This is a genomic window from Streptomyces sp. NPDC026394, assembly GCF_055567735.1.
In genome coordinates, this window is the sequence record NZ_JBVHPX010000006.1 from 20,835 (window position 1) to 38,401 (window position 17,567).

The following is a 17,567-nucleotide window of genomic DNA, read 5'->3' on the forward strand; positions in this document are numbered from 1 at the left end:
GTGGTCACTTGCCCAGCTTCGCCGCCAGTTCGGCACGCCGGGCGAACTTCTCCTCCTTGGCCTCCGCCATCTCCCGCAGCGCCGTCTTGCGCTCCCGGGCGGCGAGCCGGTCCAGGTAGAGGTGGCCGCGCAGGTGATCCGTCTCGTGTTGCAGACACCGGGCGAAGTACCCCCTGCCCTCGATCACCAGAGGGTTGCCGTCCTTGTCGCGGCCCCGTACGACGGCCCGGTCCAGGCGGGGCACCACCCGGTAGGGGCCGGGGACCGACAGGCACCCTTCGGACTCCTCGACCAGCCTGCGGTGCTCGGCCGGCACCTCGTCCAGGACCGGGTTGACGATGTGCCCGACGTGCCGCACGCCCCAGTCGTCCGTCATGTCCCACACGAAGATCTGCAGGTCCACGTCGACCTGGTTGGCGGCGAGCCCCGCGCCCTCCGCCACCTGGTTGGTGGCGAACATGTCATCGATCAGCCGGGAGAGTTCCGGCGTGCCGAACCGGGTGACCTCCCGGCACGGGCGGTGCAGGACCTCCTCCCCGACCACGGTGATGCGGCGGACCGCCCCGCGCTCCACTTCCGGCGCGAGCCGCGGGTACGCGTCCACAGGTTCGCCCTGGACCCGTACCCGGCGGTCCTGCGGGGTGTCACCGAAACCGACAGTCATGGAGTATCAACGCCTTCCGCGCATGCCTGGGACGGCCGGGGCGGAAATCCCCGGCCGGCGGCAGGTCAGCTTGACCGAACGCTTTGCAAAGTAGCACCCTTTGCAAAGTGAGCGATGAAGCATCCCGAGCAGCGTCCACCAGCCCGCCGTCGCACCGCGCCCGGCGGCCGCTCCCGGACCACCCCGTACGCATCGCCCTGCTGGACCTGCTCGCCGAGGCCGGCACCGTCACGTCCACCCAGGCCGCCGCCCGCCTCGGCCACAGCTCCGGCCTCTGCTCCTTCCACCTGCGCCAGCTCGCCCGGCACGGCCTCATCGAGGAGGTACCGCACACCGGCGGGCGGGCCCGGCCGTGGCGGCTGCGCTGGGACACCCCGTCCGGACCGGCGGGACAGCAGGAACAGCCCGGACAGGCCGGGGAGGCCGGACAGCCCCAGCAGATCGGACAGACCGGGCGATCCGAGCGGGCCGACCCGGCCGGGCAAGCAGCGCCGGAACGTTTCGACGCACTCGCCCGCGGCCTGGAGGACGAGAGCTACCAGCACTGGCTGGCCCACCGGGACCGGGCGCCCGCCGAGTGGCGGCACGACGCGTCGTTCAGCGAAGTGGTGCACCTGACTCCGGCGGAGACGGCCGAACTCGCCACCGCCGTCCGCGCCCTGCTGGCCCCGTACCGCGAACGGAACCGGGAGCCGGCCGCCCGCCCGGCGGGTACGGCGGCGGTGGCCGCGGTCACCAGGCTGTTCCCCCTGCTGACCGAGGCCCCCGCACCGCGTCGGCCCTAACGCGACTGAAGCGCCTGCTTCATCAGGGTCCGGCCGAAGTCCCACATCAGGCCCCCGCCCTGGTGCGCGTCGTCCATCACCTCCGTGAACGCCGTCACGAACCGGCCCACCTCCCGTTCCCCGATCGTCAGGGGCGGGATGAGCTTGATGACCTCCAGGTGGTCGCCGGAGACCTGGGTGAGGATGCGGTGGCGCTGGAGGAGCGGGACCACGACCATCTGGGCGAACAGGCCCTTGCGGGCTGCCTGGAGCATGGTCCAGTGGCCGCGCAGTCTCAGGGACTTGGGGCGGCCGAACTCGATGCCGATCATCAGGCCGCGGCCGCGGACGTCGTGCAGCAGCTCGTACCGGTCGACGAGGGCGGCCAGCTTCGTACGGAGCAGGTCGCCGGTGTGACGGGCGTTGGCGACGGTCTGTTCGTCCTCCATGACCGTCAGGACCGCCAGGCCGGCGGCCATCGCCTGGGCGTTTGCGCCGAAGCTGGCGGAGTGGACGAGGACGCGGTCCATGGAGGAGTAGACCTTCTTGAAGATCCAGTCCTTGCCGAGGGTCGCGCCGACCGGGACGTAACCGCCGGAGAGGGCCTTGGCCACGCACACCAGGTCCGGCTCCACCCCGTCCTCGTGCTGGTAGGCGAAGAAGTCGCCGGTACGGCCGAGGCCGGTCTGCACCTCGTCGGCGATCAGCAGCGCCTTGTGGCGGTGCAGCAACTCCTGGGCGGCGCGCAGGAAGCCGGGAGGTGTGGGGTGGACGCCCTTGCCTTGGATCGGCTCGACGATGAAGGCCGCCACGTCGCCACGGCGCAGCTCCCGTTCCAGCGCGTCCAGGTCGCCCATCTCGATGCCGGTGTCCGGCAGCAGCGGTGCGAAGCCGTCGCGGAAGCCGTCCTCGCCGTTGACCGACAGGGAGCCGGTGGTCAGGCCGTGGAAGGCGTGGGCGCAGTACAGGACGCGGGGTTTCCCGGTGGCGTAGCGGGCGAACTTCAGGGCGGTCTCGACCGCTTCCGTGCCGCTGTTGCCGAAGAAGACGCGGTCCAGGTGGGGTGTGTGGGACAGCAGTTTCTCGGCGAGCAGGCCGGGCAGCGGCTGGCAGTCGAAGCGGGTGAGGTCGGCGAGCTGGGCGTCGAGGACGTCGTGCAGGGCCTGCCGGACGACCGGGTGGTGCCGGCCGAGGCCCATCACGCCGAAGCCGGCCAGCATGTCGAGGTAGTCCTGGCCGTCCGCGTCCCAGAAGTAGGCGCCCTCGGCCCGCTCGTAGACCTTGTCGAAGCCGATGGTGTGCAGCATCCGCGGCAGTTGGTGGTTGACGTACCTGGCGTGCAGGTCGTAGCGCTCGGCGCCGCGTTCGGCGAGCAGCTTGGTCAGGTCGAATCCGGTCACGAGCCGTTCTCCGTCACGCGTCGTTCTCCTTACGGGCCAGGGAGGCGCTGATCCGGCCGGCGATCTCGGCCGGGGTGAGCCCGATGTCGGCGAGCACCTCGCCGCGCTTGCCGTGCGCCAGGAACTGCTCGGGGATGCCGAAGGTCCGCAGCGGTACGTCCACGTCCGCGTCGCGCAGCGCCTGACCGACCGCCGACCCCACTCCCCCGTTGCGGCTGTTGTCCTCCACGACGGCCACCGCGGCGTGCCCCGCGGCGAGCCGGACGAGGGCGGGGTCCACGGGCTTGACCCAGCGCGGGTCGACGACGGTGACGCCGATGCCGCGCTCCGCCAGAAGGCCCGCCGCCTCCAGGCAGACCGGCGCCATCACGCCCACCGATACCAGCAGCACGTCCGCGCGCTCACCGCGGGCGAGCACGTCCACGCCGCCGATCCGCTCCAGCGCCGGTACCGGCTCGCCCACCGACTCCTTCGGGAAGCGCAGCACGGTCGGCGCGTCGTCCACGTCGACGGCTTCCCGCAGCTCGGCGCGGAGCTGGTCGGCGTCGCGCGGCGCGGCGATCCGCAGGCCCGGGACGACGCCGAGGACGGACATGTCCCACATGCCGTTGTGGCTCGGCCCGTCGGTGCCGGTCACCCCGGCCCGGTCGAGGACGAAGGTGACGCCGCACCTGTGCAGCGCCACGTCCATGAGGACCTGGTCGAAGGCGCGGTTGAGGAAGGTCGCGTACACCGCGAAGACCGGGTGCAGACCGCCGGTGGCCAGGCCCGCCGCCGAGGTCGCCGCGTGCTGTTCGGCGATGCCCACGTCCCACGTACGGTCGGGGAAGGCGGCCGCGAACTTGCCGAGGCCGACAGGCTGGAGCATCGCCGCGGTGATGGCGACGACGTCCGGGCGCTCCTCGCCGATCCTGACCATCTCGTCGCCGAAGACCGAGGTCCACGACGGCGGGCCGGGCGGCGCGACGGGGGCGCAGGTCAGCGGGTCCATCGCGCCGACGGTGTGGAACCGGTCCGCCTCGTCCTCCAGCGCGGGCCGGAAACCGCGGCCCTTCTCGGTGCGGCAGTGCACCAGGACGGGCCCGTGGAAGCGGGCGGCGCGGCGCAGCGCGGACTCGACGGCGGCGATGTCGTGGCCGTCGATCGGGCCGACGTACTTCAGGCCCAGATCCTCGAACATGCCCTGCGGCGCGAAGGCGTCCTTGAAGCCCTTCTTGGCGCCGTGCAGCGACTCGTACAGCGGGCGGCCCACGACGGGGGCGCGCTGCACGACCTCCTTGCCCCAGGCGAGGAAGCGCTCGTAGCCGTCGGTGGTGCGCAGGGTGGCGAGGTGGTCGGCGAGGCCGCCGATGGTGGGCGCGTAGGAGCGCTCGTTGTCGTTGACGACGATGATGAGGGGGCGGTCCTTGGCGGCGGCGATGTTGTTGAGCGCCTCCCAGGCCATGCCGCCGGTCAGCGCGCCGTCGCCGATGACCGCCACGACGTGGTCGGCGCGGCCGCGCACCTGGTTGGCCTTGGCCAGGCCGTCGGCCCAGCCCAGGACGGTGGAGGCGTGCGAGTTCTCGATGACGTCGTGGTCGGACTCCTCGCGGGACGGGTAGCCGGACAGTCCGCCCTTGCCGCGCAGCTTGGAGAAGTCCTGGCGGCCGGTCAGGAGCTTGTGCACGTACGACTGGTGTCCGGTGTCCCACAGGATGCGGTCGGCGGGCGAGTCGAAGACCCGGTGCAGGGCGATGGTCAGTTCCACCACGCCCAGGTTGGGCCCGAGGTGGCCGCCGGTCCGCGCCACCGCGTGCACGAGGAACTGCCTGATCTCCTCGGCGAGCGCGCCGAGGGCTTCCCCGGGAATCTCCTTGAGGTCGTGCGGGTCGCGGATCTGTTCCAGCATCGACATGCTCGGTCCCCCTCCATGGGTACAGCTCTGCGGGTTCAGCTGACGGTCACGTCGGGGGTGCCGGGCACCACTCCTTCGGCCGCCATGTCTGCGGCGATCTTCATGGCCTCGTCGATCAGCGTCTCGACGATCTTCGACTCGGGCACCGTCTTGATGACCTCGCCCTTGACGAAGATCTGGCCCTTGCCGTTGCCGGACGCCACCCCGAGGTCGGCCTCGCGGGCCTCACCGGGACCGTTGACGACGCAGCCCATGACCGCGACGCGCAGCGGCACCTCCATGCCCTCCAGGCCCGCGGTGACCTCGTCGGCGAGCTTGTAGACGTCCACCTGGGCACGGCCGCAGGACGGGCAGGAGACGATCTCCAGACGGCGCGGGCGCAGGTTCAGCGACTCCAGGATCTGCAGGCCGACCTTGACCTCCTCGGCCGGCGGCGCCGACAGGGAGACGCGGATCGTGTCGCCGATGCCCTCGCTCAGCAGCGCGCCGAAGGCCACCGCCGACTTGATGGTGCCCTGGAACGCCGGACCGGCCTCCGTCACCCCCAGGTGCAGCGGGTAGTCGCACTGCGCCGCCAGCAGCCGGTACGCGTTGACCATGACGACCGGGTCGTTGTGCTTCACCGAGATCTTGATGTCACGGAAACCGTGCTCCTCGAACAGCGAGCACTCCCACAGCGCCGACTCCACCAGCGCCTCGGGCGTCGCCTTCCCGTACTTCTCCAGCAGGCGCTTGTCCAGCGAACCGGCGTTGACCCCGATCCGGATCGGCACCCCGGCGTCGGAGGCCGCCTTGGCGATCTCCTTCACCCGGTTGTCGAACTGCCGGATGTTGCCGGGGTTGACCCGGACCGCCGCACAGCCGGCGTCGATCGCGGCGAACACGTACTTCGGCTGGAAGTGGATGTCGGCGATGACCGGGATCTGCGACTTGCGGGCGATGACCGGCAGCGCGTCGGCGTCGTCCTGCGAGGGGCAGGCGACCCGGACGATCTGGCAGCCGGACGCGGTCAGCTCGGCGATCTGCTGGAGCGTCGCGCCGATGTCGGCGGTGTTCGTCGTGGTCATCGACTGCACCGATACGGGGGCGCCGCCGCCCACCGGCACCGGCCCGACCTGGATACGGCGCGAGACGCGCCGCTCCGCGAGCGGCCGGGCCGGCACCTCGGGGAGGCCCAGGGCGACGGCGGTCCCGGAAGCGCTGCCTCCGGGAGGCTCTCCGGTCCCCATCACGTCACCCGCGGTTTCCCGCGACGGTCTCACGGGCGGCGCGCAGGGACTCCTTGAGGGAGCCCATCGTCGCAAGGACGGCGGTGGGCTCGTAGCCGCAGTGCGCCATGCAGTTGGCGCAGCGCGGGTCCTTGCCGCGGCCGTACTTGTCCCAGTCGGTCTCCTCGATCAGCTGCCGGTACGTGGGGACGTACCCGTCGCTCATCAGGTAGCAGGGCCGCTGCCAGCCGAAGAGCGAGTAGTTGGGGATCGCCCAGGCCGTGCAGGGGAAGTCCGCCTTGCCTTCCAGGAAGTCCAGGAACAGCGGGCTGTGGTTGAGCCGCCAGCGGCGCCGGTTGCCTCCGGCGAAGGCCTTCTTGAACAGTTCCCTGGTCTGCTCGACGCCGAGGAAGTGCTCCTGGTCGGGGGCCTTCTCGTAGGCGTAGGCGGGCGAGAGCATCATCTCGTCGACCTGGAGGTCGTCGTTGAGGAAGTCGAGCACCTCGATGATGGTCTGCGGGGTGTCGGTGTTGAAGAAGGTGGAGTTGGTGGTGACCCGGAAGCCGCGCCGCTTGGCTTCCTTGATCGCCTCCACGGCCTCGTCGAAGACGCCCTCCTTGGCCACCGACTCGTCGTGCCGCTCGCGCATCCCGTCGATGTGCACCGCGAAGGCGAAGTACCGGGAGGGGGTGAACTGGTCCATCTTCTTGCGCAGCAGCATGGCGTTGGTGCACAGGAAGACGTACTTCCGCTTGGCCACCAACTGCCGCACGATCTCATCGATCTGCGGGTGCATCAGGGGCTCGCCGCCCGCGATGGAGACCATCGGCGCGCCGGACTCCAGCACCGCGCCGACCGCCTGCGCGACCGGCATCCGCTGTTTGAGCACACCGGCCGGGTGCTGGATCTTTCCGCAGCCCTCGCACTTGAGGTTGCAGGCGAAGAGGGGTTCCAGCTCCACGATGAGCGGGAATTTCTCCCGCTTGCGCACTTTCTGTTCAAAGAGATACGTACCGACCCGGATGGACTGACGGAGCGGCATGGCCATCTGGCTCACCTCCTGGGGAGCTGCAAAGAACGGTGCCATTCGAAGAAGACAGGGAGGATGGAGCGCAGCACACGAAAGGCCGACATTCCACCGCGTAAAGTGCCGATTCGGACAAGTTCATGTTCTGGAGCGTCCACGATCACCCGGACGGCCGCAACCGGACGCCCGCCGTCCCGCGTCGCGGCCGCCAGCGTCGCGGCGGACTCCATGTCCACCGCGACGGCGCCCGCGGCCCGCAGCCCGGCCCGCTCCGCGCCGCGCACGACGTGGTCGGAGCCGCGCAGCAGGCCGGTGTGCACCGTCACGCCACGCTCCTTCAGGGCCCGCAGCAGCGGGCCGTTGTCGGAGCAGGGCACGTCCGGCGCGCCGGGCAGGTGGCCGCGGGCCGACTCCGCGACGACCACGTCCCCCGGCAGCATCCCGGGGACGAGGCCGGCGCAGAAGCCGGTGGCGACGACCGGCGCCCGGGCCGTGACGGAGCCGTCGCGCAGCGCGTGGGTGACGGCGTCCGACGCCGCCCGCGGGCCCATGCCCGTACGGAGCATGACGGCGGGCGCACTCGCACCGCCGCGGTCGCCGCCGCGCAGCGCGAGCCGCTCGATGCCGAGCGCGCAGGCGACCAGCAGCGGCGGCTCCTGCGGCCGGGCCCCCTGGCCGCCGCGGACGGCGGCTGCGCTGCGCGACCTGCGCATCAGGCCCCCTGGGACGCGCCGGCCGGTCCGCCGTTGACATACCGGCCGAGGGCTGTCAGCGGAAAGACCTGCCGGTACAGGTGGTAGTTGATCGAGAAGTCCCAGGGGAAGCCCGTACCGGTGAAGTACGGCTCGTCCCAGGAACCGTCGGCGCGCTGCGTCTCGGCCAGCCAGCGCACCCCGCGCGTGACCGCCGCGCTCTCCCGCTCGCCCGCCGCGAGCAGGGCCATGAGCGCCCACGCGGTCTGCGAGGCGGTCGACTCGCCGCGGCCCGCCCACGCCTTGTCCTGGTAGGAACGCTGGTCCTCGCCCCAGCCGCCGTCCTCGTTCTGGACGCGTTCCAGCCAGCGCACGGCACGGCGGACCGCGGGGTGCGAGGCGGGGATGCCGGCGGCGGCCAGCGCGGGGAGCACCGAGCCGGTGCCGTAGACGTAGTTGGTGCCCCAGCGGCCGAACCACGAGCCGTCCGGCTCCTGTTCGGCCAGCAGCCAGCGGATGCCTCGCCGCACCCGCGCGTCGTGCGTCATGCCGAGGTCGGCGGCCATCTCCACGACGTGCGCGGTGACGTCGGCCGACGGCGGGTCGATGACCTCGCCGAAGTCGCAGAACGGCAGCCGGTTGGGGAACGGGCTGGTGTTGTCGGCGTCGAAGGCGCCCCAGGCCCCGTTCTTGGACTGCATGCCGAGCGTCCAGCGCACGGCGCGCCGGACGGCGGCGTCGGCCCGCTCCGGGTCCGGGTACTGGATGCGGCGCAGCGCGAGGACGACTTCGGCGGTGTCGTCGATGTCCGGGTAGTTGTCGTTCTCGAACTCGAACGCCCAGCCTCCGGACGGGAGTTGCGGCCTGCGGACGCTCCAGTCGCCCGGCCGGCGGATCTGCTCGGCGAGCATCCATTCGGCCGCCTTGACCAGTTGCGGGTGGTCGGCGGGCAGGCCGGCGTCGGCGAGCGCGATGGCGGCGAGACAGGTGTCCCAGACCGGGGACTGGCACGCCTCGATCATGCGGACGGGCGCGCCGTCCGCGTCCTCGCGCCACACGGCGAAACGGTCCAGCGACTTCAGGCCCTCGCGCAGCACCGGGTGTTCGAGGTCGTACCCCAGCAGATGCAGCGCGATGATCGAGTAGACGGCCGGCGGCTGGATGCCGCCCCAGCATCCGTCGTTCTCCTGGCGTTCGACGATCCAGTTCGCCGCGGCCTTGATCGCCGAGCGGCGGAGCCCGCGGAGGGCCACCTTGCGGTAGCCGTGCAGGCCCTTGTCCAGCCGCTGGAAGATCCCGTCCCAGGTCGCGGCGGGGGCGAGCGGCCGCGGCGGGTTCGGGCGGGCCGGGTCGGTGTGCAGTTCGTCCAGGGCGAACGGCGCGGGCCGTACCGGACGCACGGCCGAGACGATCGTCAGTGCCACGATCGTCTGCCGCGCCCAGCACGCGAAGTCGTAGATGTTGAGCGGGAACCACTTCGGGAAGTAGATCAGCTCGGGCGGCAGTTCGGGCAGGTCCGACCACGGCCACCAGCCGAACAGTGCCAGCCAGATCCGGGTGAAGACGCGGGAGGCGGCGATGCCGCCGTGCTCGCGGATCCAGGTGGCGGCCCGGGCCATGTGGGCGGCGTCCGGCGCGTCGCCGGCCAGCCGCAGGGCGACGTACGCCTCGATGGTCGCGGACAGTTCGCCGGGCCCGTTGTAGAAGGTGGCCCAGGTGCCGTCCGAGCGCTGCTCGCCGCGGAGGTGGCGGGCGGCGGCCTCGGTGGTGTGCCGGTCGCCGATGCCCAGGAACTGCCGCAGCAGCAGGTCCTCGGCGTCCATGGTCACATTGGTTTCCAGGTCGCCCTTCCACCAGCCCGCGTCGTCCTGCACGGACAGCAGGTACTCGGTGGCGCGGGCCGCGGCGCGGCGGGCGGCGCCGGCCGTGTCCGTGGTGGCGGCCGGGCCGTTCTCGGTGTTCTCGGCGGTGGCGTCGCCGGCCGAGGGGGCACGGGGCGGCAGCGCCCCGGTGCTTCCGTCGGTCGTCGCTGTCATGGTTTCCCCTTCTGCAGTGAACTCTGTGAAGCGTGCTCAGGGATTCCGTCAGCCGGCACCCGGGCCCCGCCTCGGAGCGGGGACGGCACCGGCCGGCGACTGCGATCTAGATCGGTTCGATAGTGATCATCTCTCTCGTACGACGACGAAGTCCGCGAGCGCGACGAACTGCGCGCGGACCGGTGCGGGCATGTCCACCTCGTCCAGTGCGGCGATGGCGGTGGTGTGCTGGCGGCGGGCCTCCTGGGAGGTCCACTCTCGGCCGCCGGCCTCCTCGATGAGGGCCGCGCGGGAGGCGAACTCCTCCTCGGTGAAGTCGGCGATCTCGTCCTCGCTCTTCTTCGCGTCCGCCGCGAGGATGCCGGCCAGCCGCTCGGCGGCCGGGTTGTCGGCCGCCAGGGCGGCGACGACCGGCAGCGACTTCTTGCGCTGGCGCAGGTCGCTCCAGGTCTGCTTGCCGGTGGCCTCCGGATCGCCCCAGATGCCGAGCAGGTCGTCGACGGCCTGGAAGGCGAGGCCGAGGTGGTAGCCGTACCGCTCCAGGATGTCGGCGGTACGGTCGTCGGCGCCGCCGAGGACGGCACCGATGGAGACGGCGCAGGCGAGCAGCGCGCCCGTCTTGTTGCCCTCCATCTCCAGGCACTCCTCGACGGTGACCCGCTCGCGGTGCTCGTAGGAGATGTCCTGGGCCTGGCCGTCGATGAGCTTGCGGGTGGCCACCGTCAGGCGGCGGGTGGCGCGACCGGCCTCGACCGTGCCCAGCTCCAGCAGTATTTCGTTGGCGAGGGCGAACAGCGCGTCGCCGACGAGGATCGCCTGCGCCGGGCCGTGCACCTTCCACACCGTGTCGCGGTGGCGCCGCTGCTCGTCGCCGTCCATCAGGTCGTCGTGCAGCAGCGAGAAGTTGTGGACCAGTTCGACGGCGACGGCGCCGGGCACGCCGACCTCCGGCGGCTGTCCGGCGGCCTGCGCCGACAGCAGCGCGAGCGCGGGGCGTACGGCCTTGCCGCCGTCCCCGGACGCGGGCCGGCCGGCGGCGTCGATCCAGCCGAAGTGGTACGCGGCGACGGTGTCCATGGGAGGCGCGAGCCGGTCCACGGCGGCACGCAGCACGGGAGTGGCGAGCCGCCGCCCGCGCTCCAGCAGCGCGGTGACGCTCTCGGTGTCGATAGCTGGGGAAGCCGGATTCACGGTTTCTCCTCTGTTTCCGGTGCTCGTGCTCGTGCGAGCGCTCGTACTCGTGGTCATGCCACCTCCTGGGGCAACCGGCCCTGGGGGCAGCCGAGTTCGGTGAGTGCCTCGCGAACGGCGCCGAGGCCGCTGCGAACAGCGCTTTCCATGGTCGCGGGCCACCCGGTGGCGGTCCACGCACCGGCCAGGTACAGGCCGGGGGTCTGGGTACGGGCGGCGGGCCGCAGCCGGCCGACGCCCGGGGTGGGGGCGAACGTCGCGGTGCGTTCGCGGGTGACGAAGAAGTCGCGGACGCCGGCGCCGCGCGCGGCGGGCAACAGCCGCTCCAGCTCCGGCAGGTAGCGTGCGCGCAGCTCGGCCACCGGCCGGTCGATGTCGTCCTGCGCGGCGGACTGCGACACGGCCAGGTACTGGCTGCGGGCGCCGCCGGGCAGCGCGGCGAGGCCGGAGGCTTCCGTACGGTCGAAGACCCACTGCACGGGCGAGCCGAGCGCCGCGAAAAACGTCCCCCTCGACGGACCTGACGGTCCGGGGGGTGCCCCCAGCTCGAGCACCGGCCGGTCGTAAATGACGTGCAGATTCAGGATCGGCGCGGTGCCGATCTCCAGCAGCCGGTCCTGGCCGTCGAGGCTGCCCTCCGGCAGGAGGCCGTGCGTCTCGCGCTGCGGCAACGCCAGCACGACCGTTTTGGCACCGAGCTGCTCGCGGCCGTGCGGCCCGTTCTCCACCGTCACCCGCCAGGTGCCGTCCTCGGCCCGGGCCAGGGCGCTCGCGCGGGTGCGCAGCTCGACGCGGACGCCCGCCTTCTCCAGGGCCTCGCGCGCGAGCGTGTCGTGCACCTCGCCGAGCGGCACCCGTGACCAGCCGATGTCGGCGGCGCCGTTGTCGGAGAGCAGCCCCGTCTTGAAGACCTTGGCGGCCAGGCCCAGCGACGCGTCGCCGGCCCGCGCGTTGAGCGTCGCGACGCCGACCAGGTCCCACAGCGCCTCGACCGCGCGCGGCGACTGGCCGTGCCGGGCCAGCCAGGAGGCGAAGTCGACGCCGTCCAGTGCGGGGTCCTCGGGGTCGAGCTTCTTCAGGGCCAGCGCCGCGCGGCCCACGTTCGCCCGCTCGGCGAGCGACAGGTGCGGGTACATGGCCAGGCTCTTCGCCAGGTGCAGCGGTACGGGCAGGGCCGTACGCCGCAGCCGCCCCAGCCGCAGCCCGTCGGCGTCCAGCACCGGGACGTCCATCCGGTCCTGGAGAGGCACCAGGGCGCGTCCCCCCACCCGGCGGAGGAACCAGTCGTACGCGGTGCAGCAGCGCAGGTAGACGTGCTGCCCGTTGTCGACGGTCAGCTCCCCCGCCGCGGACTCGCGACGGAAGGAGAAGACCAGGCCGCCCAGCCTGGGCCGGCCCTCGACGAGGGTGACCCGCAGTCCGGCGTCGGCCAGCGCCAGCGCCGCCGTGATGCCGGCCAGACCGCCCCCAATGACCACCGCAGCCGCCCCATCGGGACGGCCTGCTTCCTGTGCATCGTGCCGGTCGGGCCCCATCGGTTCCGATGTCATTCGCCCTCCCTGATTACTGCCGTCAGGGACGCAGCGGCCCGGCGGAGGGTTGCCCGCCGCTTGGCCCGCCGCAGTGGCCCTGAGCAGGGCTCGTCGCCCTCACCCGTCTCCCTGACCGTCATCCGCGCCTCCTCACGGGCGGCCGTCCCGCCGCCCGGGCCGCCTGCCGGCGGCCGATCGCCCGCGCGTCGAAGCCCGACAGGCCGCGCACCGCCACGAACGCCTTCTCCCGGCCGGGCAGCGAGACCCGGCCGCGCAGCACGGCCTCCGGGTCCGCGGCGATCCGCGACAGGAGGCGGTGGTAGATGCCGGCCATGGCGGCGACGCAGGCCCCGCTGCGCCGGTCGAGCATCGGCAGCAGCCGGAAGCCCTGGTCGAACAGGGCGCGGGCACGCCTGACTTCGTAGTGGACCAGTCCGGTGAAGTCCGCGCCGGGCGGTGGTACCGGACTGTGGAAGCCCACCGAGCAGCCGAACTTGGCGAGGTCGTCGGAAGGGAGGTACGTACGGCCGTTCCCGGCGTCCTCGCGAACGTCTCTCAGGATATTGGTCAGTTGCAGCGCCAGCCCGAGCGTATCGGCGTACTCGGCGGCGCGTGCGGTGTCCGGCGCGCCGGGTACGGTGCCGAACACTCCCAGGGAGAGCCGGCCGATGGCCCCCGCCACACAGCGGCAGTAGACCTTCAGGTCGTCCCAGGTCTCGTACGTCTCGCCGCGTACGTCCATCAGGACGCCGTCGATCAGCTCGTCGAGCCCGTCCAGCGGGATCGGGAAGCGCCGGGCGGCGTCGGCCAGCGCGACCGCCACCGGGTCGGTGTCGTCCTCGTCGACCGCGCCGTCCTTGATGCGGGCGAGCAGGGCCCGGGTCTCCTCCAGCCGCTGCTGCTTGGCGCCGTCCTCCAGCGGGCCGTCGCCGATGTCGTCGACGCGGCGCGAGAAGGCGTAGAGCGCCGACATGGCCTGCCGCTTGTCGGCCGGCAACAGCCGGATGCCGTAGGCGAAGTTACGTGCCTGCTGCCCGGTCACGGTCTCGCAGTAACGGTATGCAGCGAGCACCGGCGCGGACGCGTGTGCGATGTCCTCCACGGTCCGACTCACCCCTCTCTTCGCAATGTCGCCCCCACCTCGCGCAGCAGGCTGAGCTTGGTCGGCTTGGGCGGTCCAGGGAGTACGTCGTGGTCGGCGGCCGCGACCGCCCGGAGTGCGGCGCGTCCGCCGCCGACGAAGCCGGCGAGCAGCAGCTTGAGCCTGCCGTGGACGCTACCCACCAGCGGGGTGCCTTCATTCAGCAGCGCACGGGCGCGTTCCGCCTCGTACGCGATCAGCGCGCGCACCGGCGCGCCCCCTGTCGGGGCGGCCAGGTCCGCCTCGGTGACGCCGAAGTGTTTCATGTCCTCGCCGGGAAGATAGACGCGGTCCCGGCCCAGGTCCTCGGCGACGTCCTGGAGGTGCTCGACGATCTGCAGCGCGGTGCAGACCGCGTCCGAGCGCCGGACCCGCTCCGGGCTGGCGGTGCCGGTGATGCCCAGGACGAGCCGGCCGACGGGATTGGCGGACAGCTCGCAGTAGGCGAGCAGGTCGCCGTAGGTCGCGTAGCGGCCGACCCGCTGGTCCTGCCGGTTGGCCTCGATCAGGCCGAGGAAGGGCTCGGGGGTCAGGCCGCAGCGGCGCACAGTGGGGCCGAGGCGGCGCATCAGGGGGTGCAGCGGTCCGGGGGCGCGGTCGCTGAAGACGCGGTACAGGTCCGCCTCCAGCGCGTCGAGCAGGGCGAGCGTGTCTCCCGCGTCCCGCTCGGGGTCCAGACCGAGCCGGGCCGCGTCACCGCCGCCGGGCGCCAGGTCGCCGTCGCCGATGTCGTCCACGAGGCGCGCGAAGCCGTAGACGGCCATCAGGTCCCGGCGCCAGGCGCGCGGCAGGAAGAACGGCGCCACCGGGAAGTTCTCGTGCGCGGCCTGGTCCGTGACGGTGCGCGACTGCGCGTCGTCCCGGCCGCCGCCCGGCGTCCGGGGCCGGGCCAGGACGTCGCGTGCCCGTGCCATCCCTCGGCTCACCGGAGGCTGCCCGGCGCGTTTCGGAGCCGGAGAGTTCCAGTAGCCATTGCCGTCACGCCTCCCGTTCTACACCGCCAAGCCAAAACATCCCATTTCGGACACGCCGCATGACGCGACCCGCCCGATCGGGCTCCCGGTCGCCAGGACGGGTACGCATTGCCCGACTTGTGCCACTTGTGCTGTTCAGTACCCGTACAGCTTACGCCGTACATCTCACCGGCGTCCGAGGGGGTACCGAACCTTGAAGCAACGATCCGGTCAACATCCACACGCCATGAACTGTTCCTGTATCCGGCCGAGTTGACCAGCTGTTGACGATCTCAGGACCGGCGCACGACCTTCCGCGGCCGGCCCGCGACGATCAACGGCCCCCGCGAGCCGGACTCGCGGGGGCCGTGCGACGCGCTGCGGGCTACTTGCCCGACTCCTTCTCGTACGCCTTGATCACCTCGTCGGTCGGGCCGTCCATCAGCAGCTCGCCCCGCTCCAGCCACAGCACCCGGTCGCAGGTGTCCCTGATCGACTTGTTGTTGTGGCTGACCAGGAAGACCGTACCGGCCTCCTTGCGCAGCTCGCGGATGCGGGCCTCGGAGCGCTTCTGGAACGCCCGGTCACCCGTCGCCAGCGCCTCGTCGATCATCAGGACGTCGTGGTCCTTGGCCGCCGCGATGGAGAAGCGCAGCCGGGCCGCCATGCCGGAGGAGTACGTCCGCATCGGCAGCGAGATGAAGTCGCCCTTCTCGTTGATGCCCGAGAAGTCGACGATCCCCTGGTAGCGCTCGCGCACCTGCTCGCGGGACATGCCCATCGCCAGCCCGCCGAGCACGACGTTCTTCTCGCCGGTCAGGTCGTTCATCAGGGCCGCGTTCACGCCCAGCAGCGACGGCTGGCCGTGCGAGTAGACCCGGCCGCGCTCCGCCGGCAGCAGGCCGGCTACGGCCTTGAGCAGCGTCGACTTGCCGGAGCCGTTCGAGCCGATCAGGCCGATCGACTCGCCGCGGTAGGCGGTGAAGCTGACGCCCTTGACCGCGTGCACCTCCCGCACCCCGCCGGAGGGCTTGCGGCGGATGATGCGGTTCAGGGCCGCGGTGGCGCTGCCCTTGCCCGCTCCGGTGCCGTACACCCGGTACACGATGTGCAGGTCGTCCGCGATCACGGTGGGGACGCGGTTCCCGTCCGCCGTCTGTACGGCGTCCTCTTGCTCAGCCACGGCCGTACCGCTCCTCAGCCTTCCAGAAGTACACGAAGCCGACGACGCCCATCACCAGCGCCCAGCCGACGGCCAGCGGCCACACGTGCGGGGGCAGCTTGTCCGACGTGAAGCTGTCGATCAGCGCGAAACGCATCAGGTCGATGAAGATCACGGCCGGGTTGCAGTCCAGCAGGACGTGCACGAAGGCCGGGACCGCCTTCTCCTTGAGGATCACGTCGATGCTGAACATCACGCCGGACGCGTACATCCACGTCCGCATGATGAACGGCATGAGCTGCGCCAGGTCCGGCGTCTTGCTGCCCAGGCGGGCCATGACCATGGCCAGTCCGGTGTTGAAGACGAACTGGAGCACCAGCGCCGGGATCGCCAGCAGCCAGGACCAGGTGGGCACCTGTCCGTAGCCCAGCAGGATGAGGATCAGCACGCCCATCGAGAACAGCAGCTGCTGGAGCTGCATCAGGCAGAACGAGATGGGCAGGCAGGCCCGCGGGAAGTGCAGGGCGCGCACCAGTCCCAGGTTGCCGGAGACCGCGCGGGTTCCGGCCATCACCGAGCTCTGCGTGAAGGTGAAGATGAAGACACCGGTGACCAGGAAGGGCACGTAGTCCTCGACACCGCGGCTGGTGCCGATCAGCAGGCCGAAGATGAGGTAGTAGACGAGCGCGTTCAGCAGGGGCGTCACCACCTGCCACACCTGGCCCAGCTTCGCCTGGCTGTACTGCGCGGTCAGCTTCGCGCTGGAGAAGGCGCGGATGAAGTGCCGCCGGTCCCACAGCTGCCGGACGTACTCCGGCAGGCTGGGCCGCGCCCCGCTCTGCGTGAGCCCGTACTTGCGGGCCAGCTCGGCACGGGACAGCCCGTCGTCGGATGATGGCGGGGCACTCATGGCGACCGCACTGTCGTGCGTAGTCTCGCTCACTGTTGACACTTTCGTCCTCAAGGTGCGCTGCCGGGGCCGTGCCCCGGGTTCGCGCCTGATGCTCTCAGATTCGAGCTTGTCAGATGACGGGAGGGCGGCCCAGCCGGGTCAGGCGCCACACGGTACGCCACTTCATGGGGCGCCGGGGACCACCGGACGTGGCCCAGCCCTCCTTGAAGCCGCCCAGCCAGGCACGCAGCGCGGGCCGCGAGGGCCGCCGGGCCAGGGTGAGCAGGAACCAGACACCGAGATAGACCGGAACCAGCGGAGCCGGAAGGTTACGGCGGGCCAGCCAGACCCGGTTGCGGGCCACCATACGGTGGTAGACCGCGTGCCGGCTGGGGGCGTGCGTGGGGTGCAGCAGCACCATGTCCGCCCGGTAGTCGATCATCCAGCCCGCGTCCAGGGCCCGCCAGGCCAGGTCGGTCTCCTCATGGGCGTAGAAGAAGTCGTCGGGCAGTCCGCCGACCTCTGCGAAGACCTTCGTACGGACCGCGTTGGCGCCGCCCAGGAAGGTGGTGACCCGGGAGGACCGCATCGGGTCGGAGGCCCGCAGCCGCGGCACGTGCCGCCGCTGCGTCTCGCCCGTCTCCGGGTCCGCGATGCGGAAACTGATGATGCCGAGCTTCTGGTCGCGGGCGAACGCCTCGCGGCACTGTTCGGCCGTGTCCGCCCGCTCCAGCAGCCCGTCGTCGTCCAGGAACAGCAGCACGTCCACCTCGCTGCCGCCCGGTCCGAACGCCTCGATGCCGACGTTGCGCCCGGCGGGGATGCCGACGTTCTCCGGCAGCTCCACGGTCCGTACGCCCTCGGGCAGCGCCGGCAGCGGCGAGCCGTTGCCGACGACCACGACCTCGACGGGGTCGCCGTGCTGCTTGGCGACCGAGTCGAGCAGGGCGCGCAGCTCCTCGGGGCGGTTGCCCATGGTCAGGACGACAGCGCCGACCTTCATGTCTCGTG

15 protein-coding genes are annotated in these 17,567 nt (G+C 71.7%); 1 reads left to right on the top strand and 14 read right to left on the bottom strand.

What is annotated here, in order from left to right:
* Positions 1 to 4 precede the first annotated feature (4 nt).
* Entirely contained in the window at positions 5 to 664 is a 660-nt protein-coding gene (gene def, locus ACZ4QV_RS16120; RefSeq protein WP_361148159.1) for a peptide deformylase, read from the bottom strand.
* A 107-nt stretch (positions 665 to 771) separates the two neighbouring features.
* Here def and ACZ4QV_RS16125 point away from each other — a divergent pair, with 107 nt between their 5' ends.
* On the top strand, positions 772 to 1,449 hold the full coding sequence (locus tag ACZ4QV_RS16125; RefSeq protein WP_361619520.1) for a winged helix-turn-helix domain-containing protein: 678 nt from the start codon (positions 772 to 774) through the stop codon (positions 1,447 to 1,449).
* Here the strand turns inward: ACZ4QV_RS16125 and ACZ4QV_RS16130 are convergent.
* From ACZ4QV_RS16130 to ACZ4QV_RS16190, 13 genes are all read right to left on the bottom strand, one after another.
* Positions 1,446 to 2,828 carry an aspartate aminotransferase family protein gene (locus tag ACZ4QV_RS16130; RefSeq protein WP_361148163.1) on the bottom strand — a complete coding sequence of 461 codons (1,383 nt, stop codon included), beginning with the start codon at positions 2,826 to 2,828 and terminating at the stop codon, positions 1,446 to 1,448. The genes ACZ4QV_RS16125 and ACZ4QV_RS16130 overlap by 4 nt on opposite strands.
* Before the next feature lie 13 nt (positions 2,829 to 2,841).
* A complete protein-coding gene (gene dxs / locus ACZ4QV_RS16135) occupies positions 2,842 to 4,722 on the bottom strand; it encodes a 1-deoxy-D-xylulose-5-phosphate synthase (RefSeq protein ID WP_361581344.1) in 1,881 nt (626 codons plus the stop codon).
* Positions 4,723 to 4,757: 35 nt separating this feature from the next.
* The gene (ispG, locus tag ACZ4QV_RS16140) at positions 4,758 to 5,951 is read right to left on the bottom strand and encodes a flavodoxin-dependent (E)-4-hydroxy-3-methylbut-2-enyl-diphosphate synthase (protein WP_361581347.1); all 1,194 of its coding nucleotides are present in this window, start codon (positions 5,949 to 5,951) and stop codon (positions 4,758 to 4,760) included.
* A gap of 4 nt (positions 5,952 to 5,955) precedes the next feature.
* Positions 5,956 to 6,978 carry an adenosyl-hopene transferase HpnH gene (gene hpnH, locus ACZ4QV_RS16145; RefSeq protein ID WP_030023864.1) on the bottom strand — a complete coding sequence of 341 codons (1,023 nt, stop codon included), beginning with the start codon at positions 6,976 to 6,978 and terminating at the stop codon, positions 5,956 to 5,958.
* A 5-nt stretch (positions 6,979 to 6,983) separates the two neighbouring features.
* Positions 6,984 to 7,670: a phosphorylase family protein gene (locus tag ACZ4QV_RS16150; protein ID WP_361581350.1), complete on the bottom strand. Its 687-nt coding sequence runs from the start codon at positions 7,668 to 7,670 to the stop codon at positions 6,984 to 6,986.
* A complete protein-coding gene (gene shc / locus ACZ4QV_RS16155) occupies positions 7,670 to 9,685 on the bottom strand; it encodes a squalene--hopene cyclase (RefSeq protein ID WP_361616577.1) in 2,016 nt (671 codons plus the stop codon). Before shc ends, ACZ4QV_RS16150 begins: the two co-directional genes overlap by 1 nt.
* Positions 9,686 to 9,811: 126 nt before the next feature.
* The gene (locus ACZ4QV_RS16160) at positions 9,812 to 10,933 is read right to left on the bottom strand and encodes a polyprenyl synthetase family protein (protein WP_467762992.1); all 1,122 of its coding nucleotides are present in this window, start codon (positions 10,931 to 10,933) and stop codon (positions 9,812 to 9,814) included.
* Positions 10,930 to 12,411: a hydroxysqualene dehydroxylase HpnE gene (gene hpnE, locus ACZ4QV_RS16165; protein WP_361581985.1), complete on the bottom strand. Its 1,482-nt coding sequence runs from the start codon at positions 12,409 to 12,411 to the stop codon at positions 10,930 to 10,932. Before hpnE ends, ACZ4QV_RS16160 begins: the two co-directional genes overlap by 4 nt.
* Positions 12,412 to 12,544: 133 nt before the next feature.
* On the bottom strand, positions 12,545 to 13,522 hold the full coding sequence (gene hpnD, locus ACZ4QV_RS16170; protein ID WP_467762993.1) for a presqualene diphosphate synthase HpnD: 978 nt from the start codon (positions 13,520 to 13,522) through the stop codon (positions 12,545 to 12,547).
* Positions 13,519 to 14,463 (bottom strand): squalene synthase HpnC, encoded by a 945-nt coding sequence (gene hpnC / locus ACZ4QV_RS16175; protein WP_361148177.1) that lies wholly within the window; start codon positions 14,461 to 14,463, stop codon positions 13,519 to 13,521. Before hpnC ends, hpnD begins: the two co-directional genes overlap by 4 nt.
* A 424-nt stretch (positions 14,464 to 14,887) precedes the next feature.
* Entirely contained in the window at positions 14,888 to 15,685 is a 798-nt protein-coding gene (locus tag ACZ4QV_RS16180) for an ABC transporter ATP-binding protein (RefSeq protein WP_030023851.1), read from the bottom strand.
* Positions 15,678 to 16,607: an ABC transporter permease gene (locus ACZ4QV_RS16185; RefSeq protein WP_361148179.1), complete on the bottom strand. Its 930-nt coding sequence runs from the start codon at positions 16,605 to 16,607 to the stop codon at positions 15,678 to 15,680. The genes ACZ4QV_RS16180 and ACZ4QV_RS16185 overlap by 8 nt, the downstream gene beginning before the upstream one ends.
* 79 nt (positions 16,608 to 16,686) lie before the next feature.
* On the bottom strand, positions 16,687 to 17,559 hold the full coding sequence (locus ACZ4QV_RS16190) for a glycosyltransferase family 2 protein (RefSeq protein WP_361148181.1): 873 nt from the start codon (positions 17,557 to 17,559) through the stop codon (positions 16,687 to 16,689).
* Positions 17,560 to 17,567 lie beyond the last annotated feature (8 nt).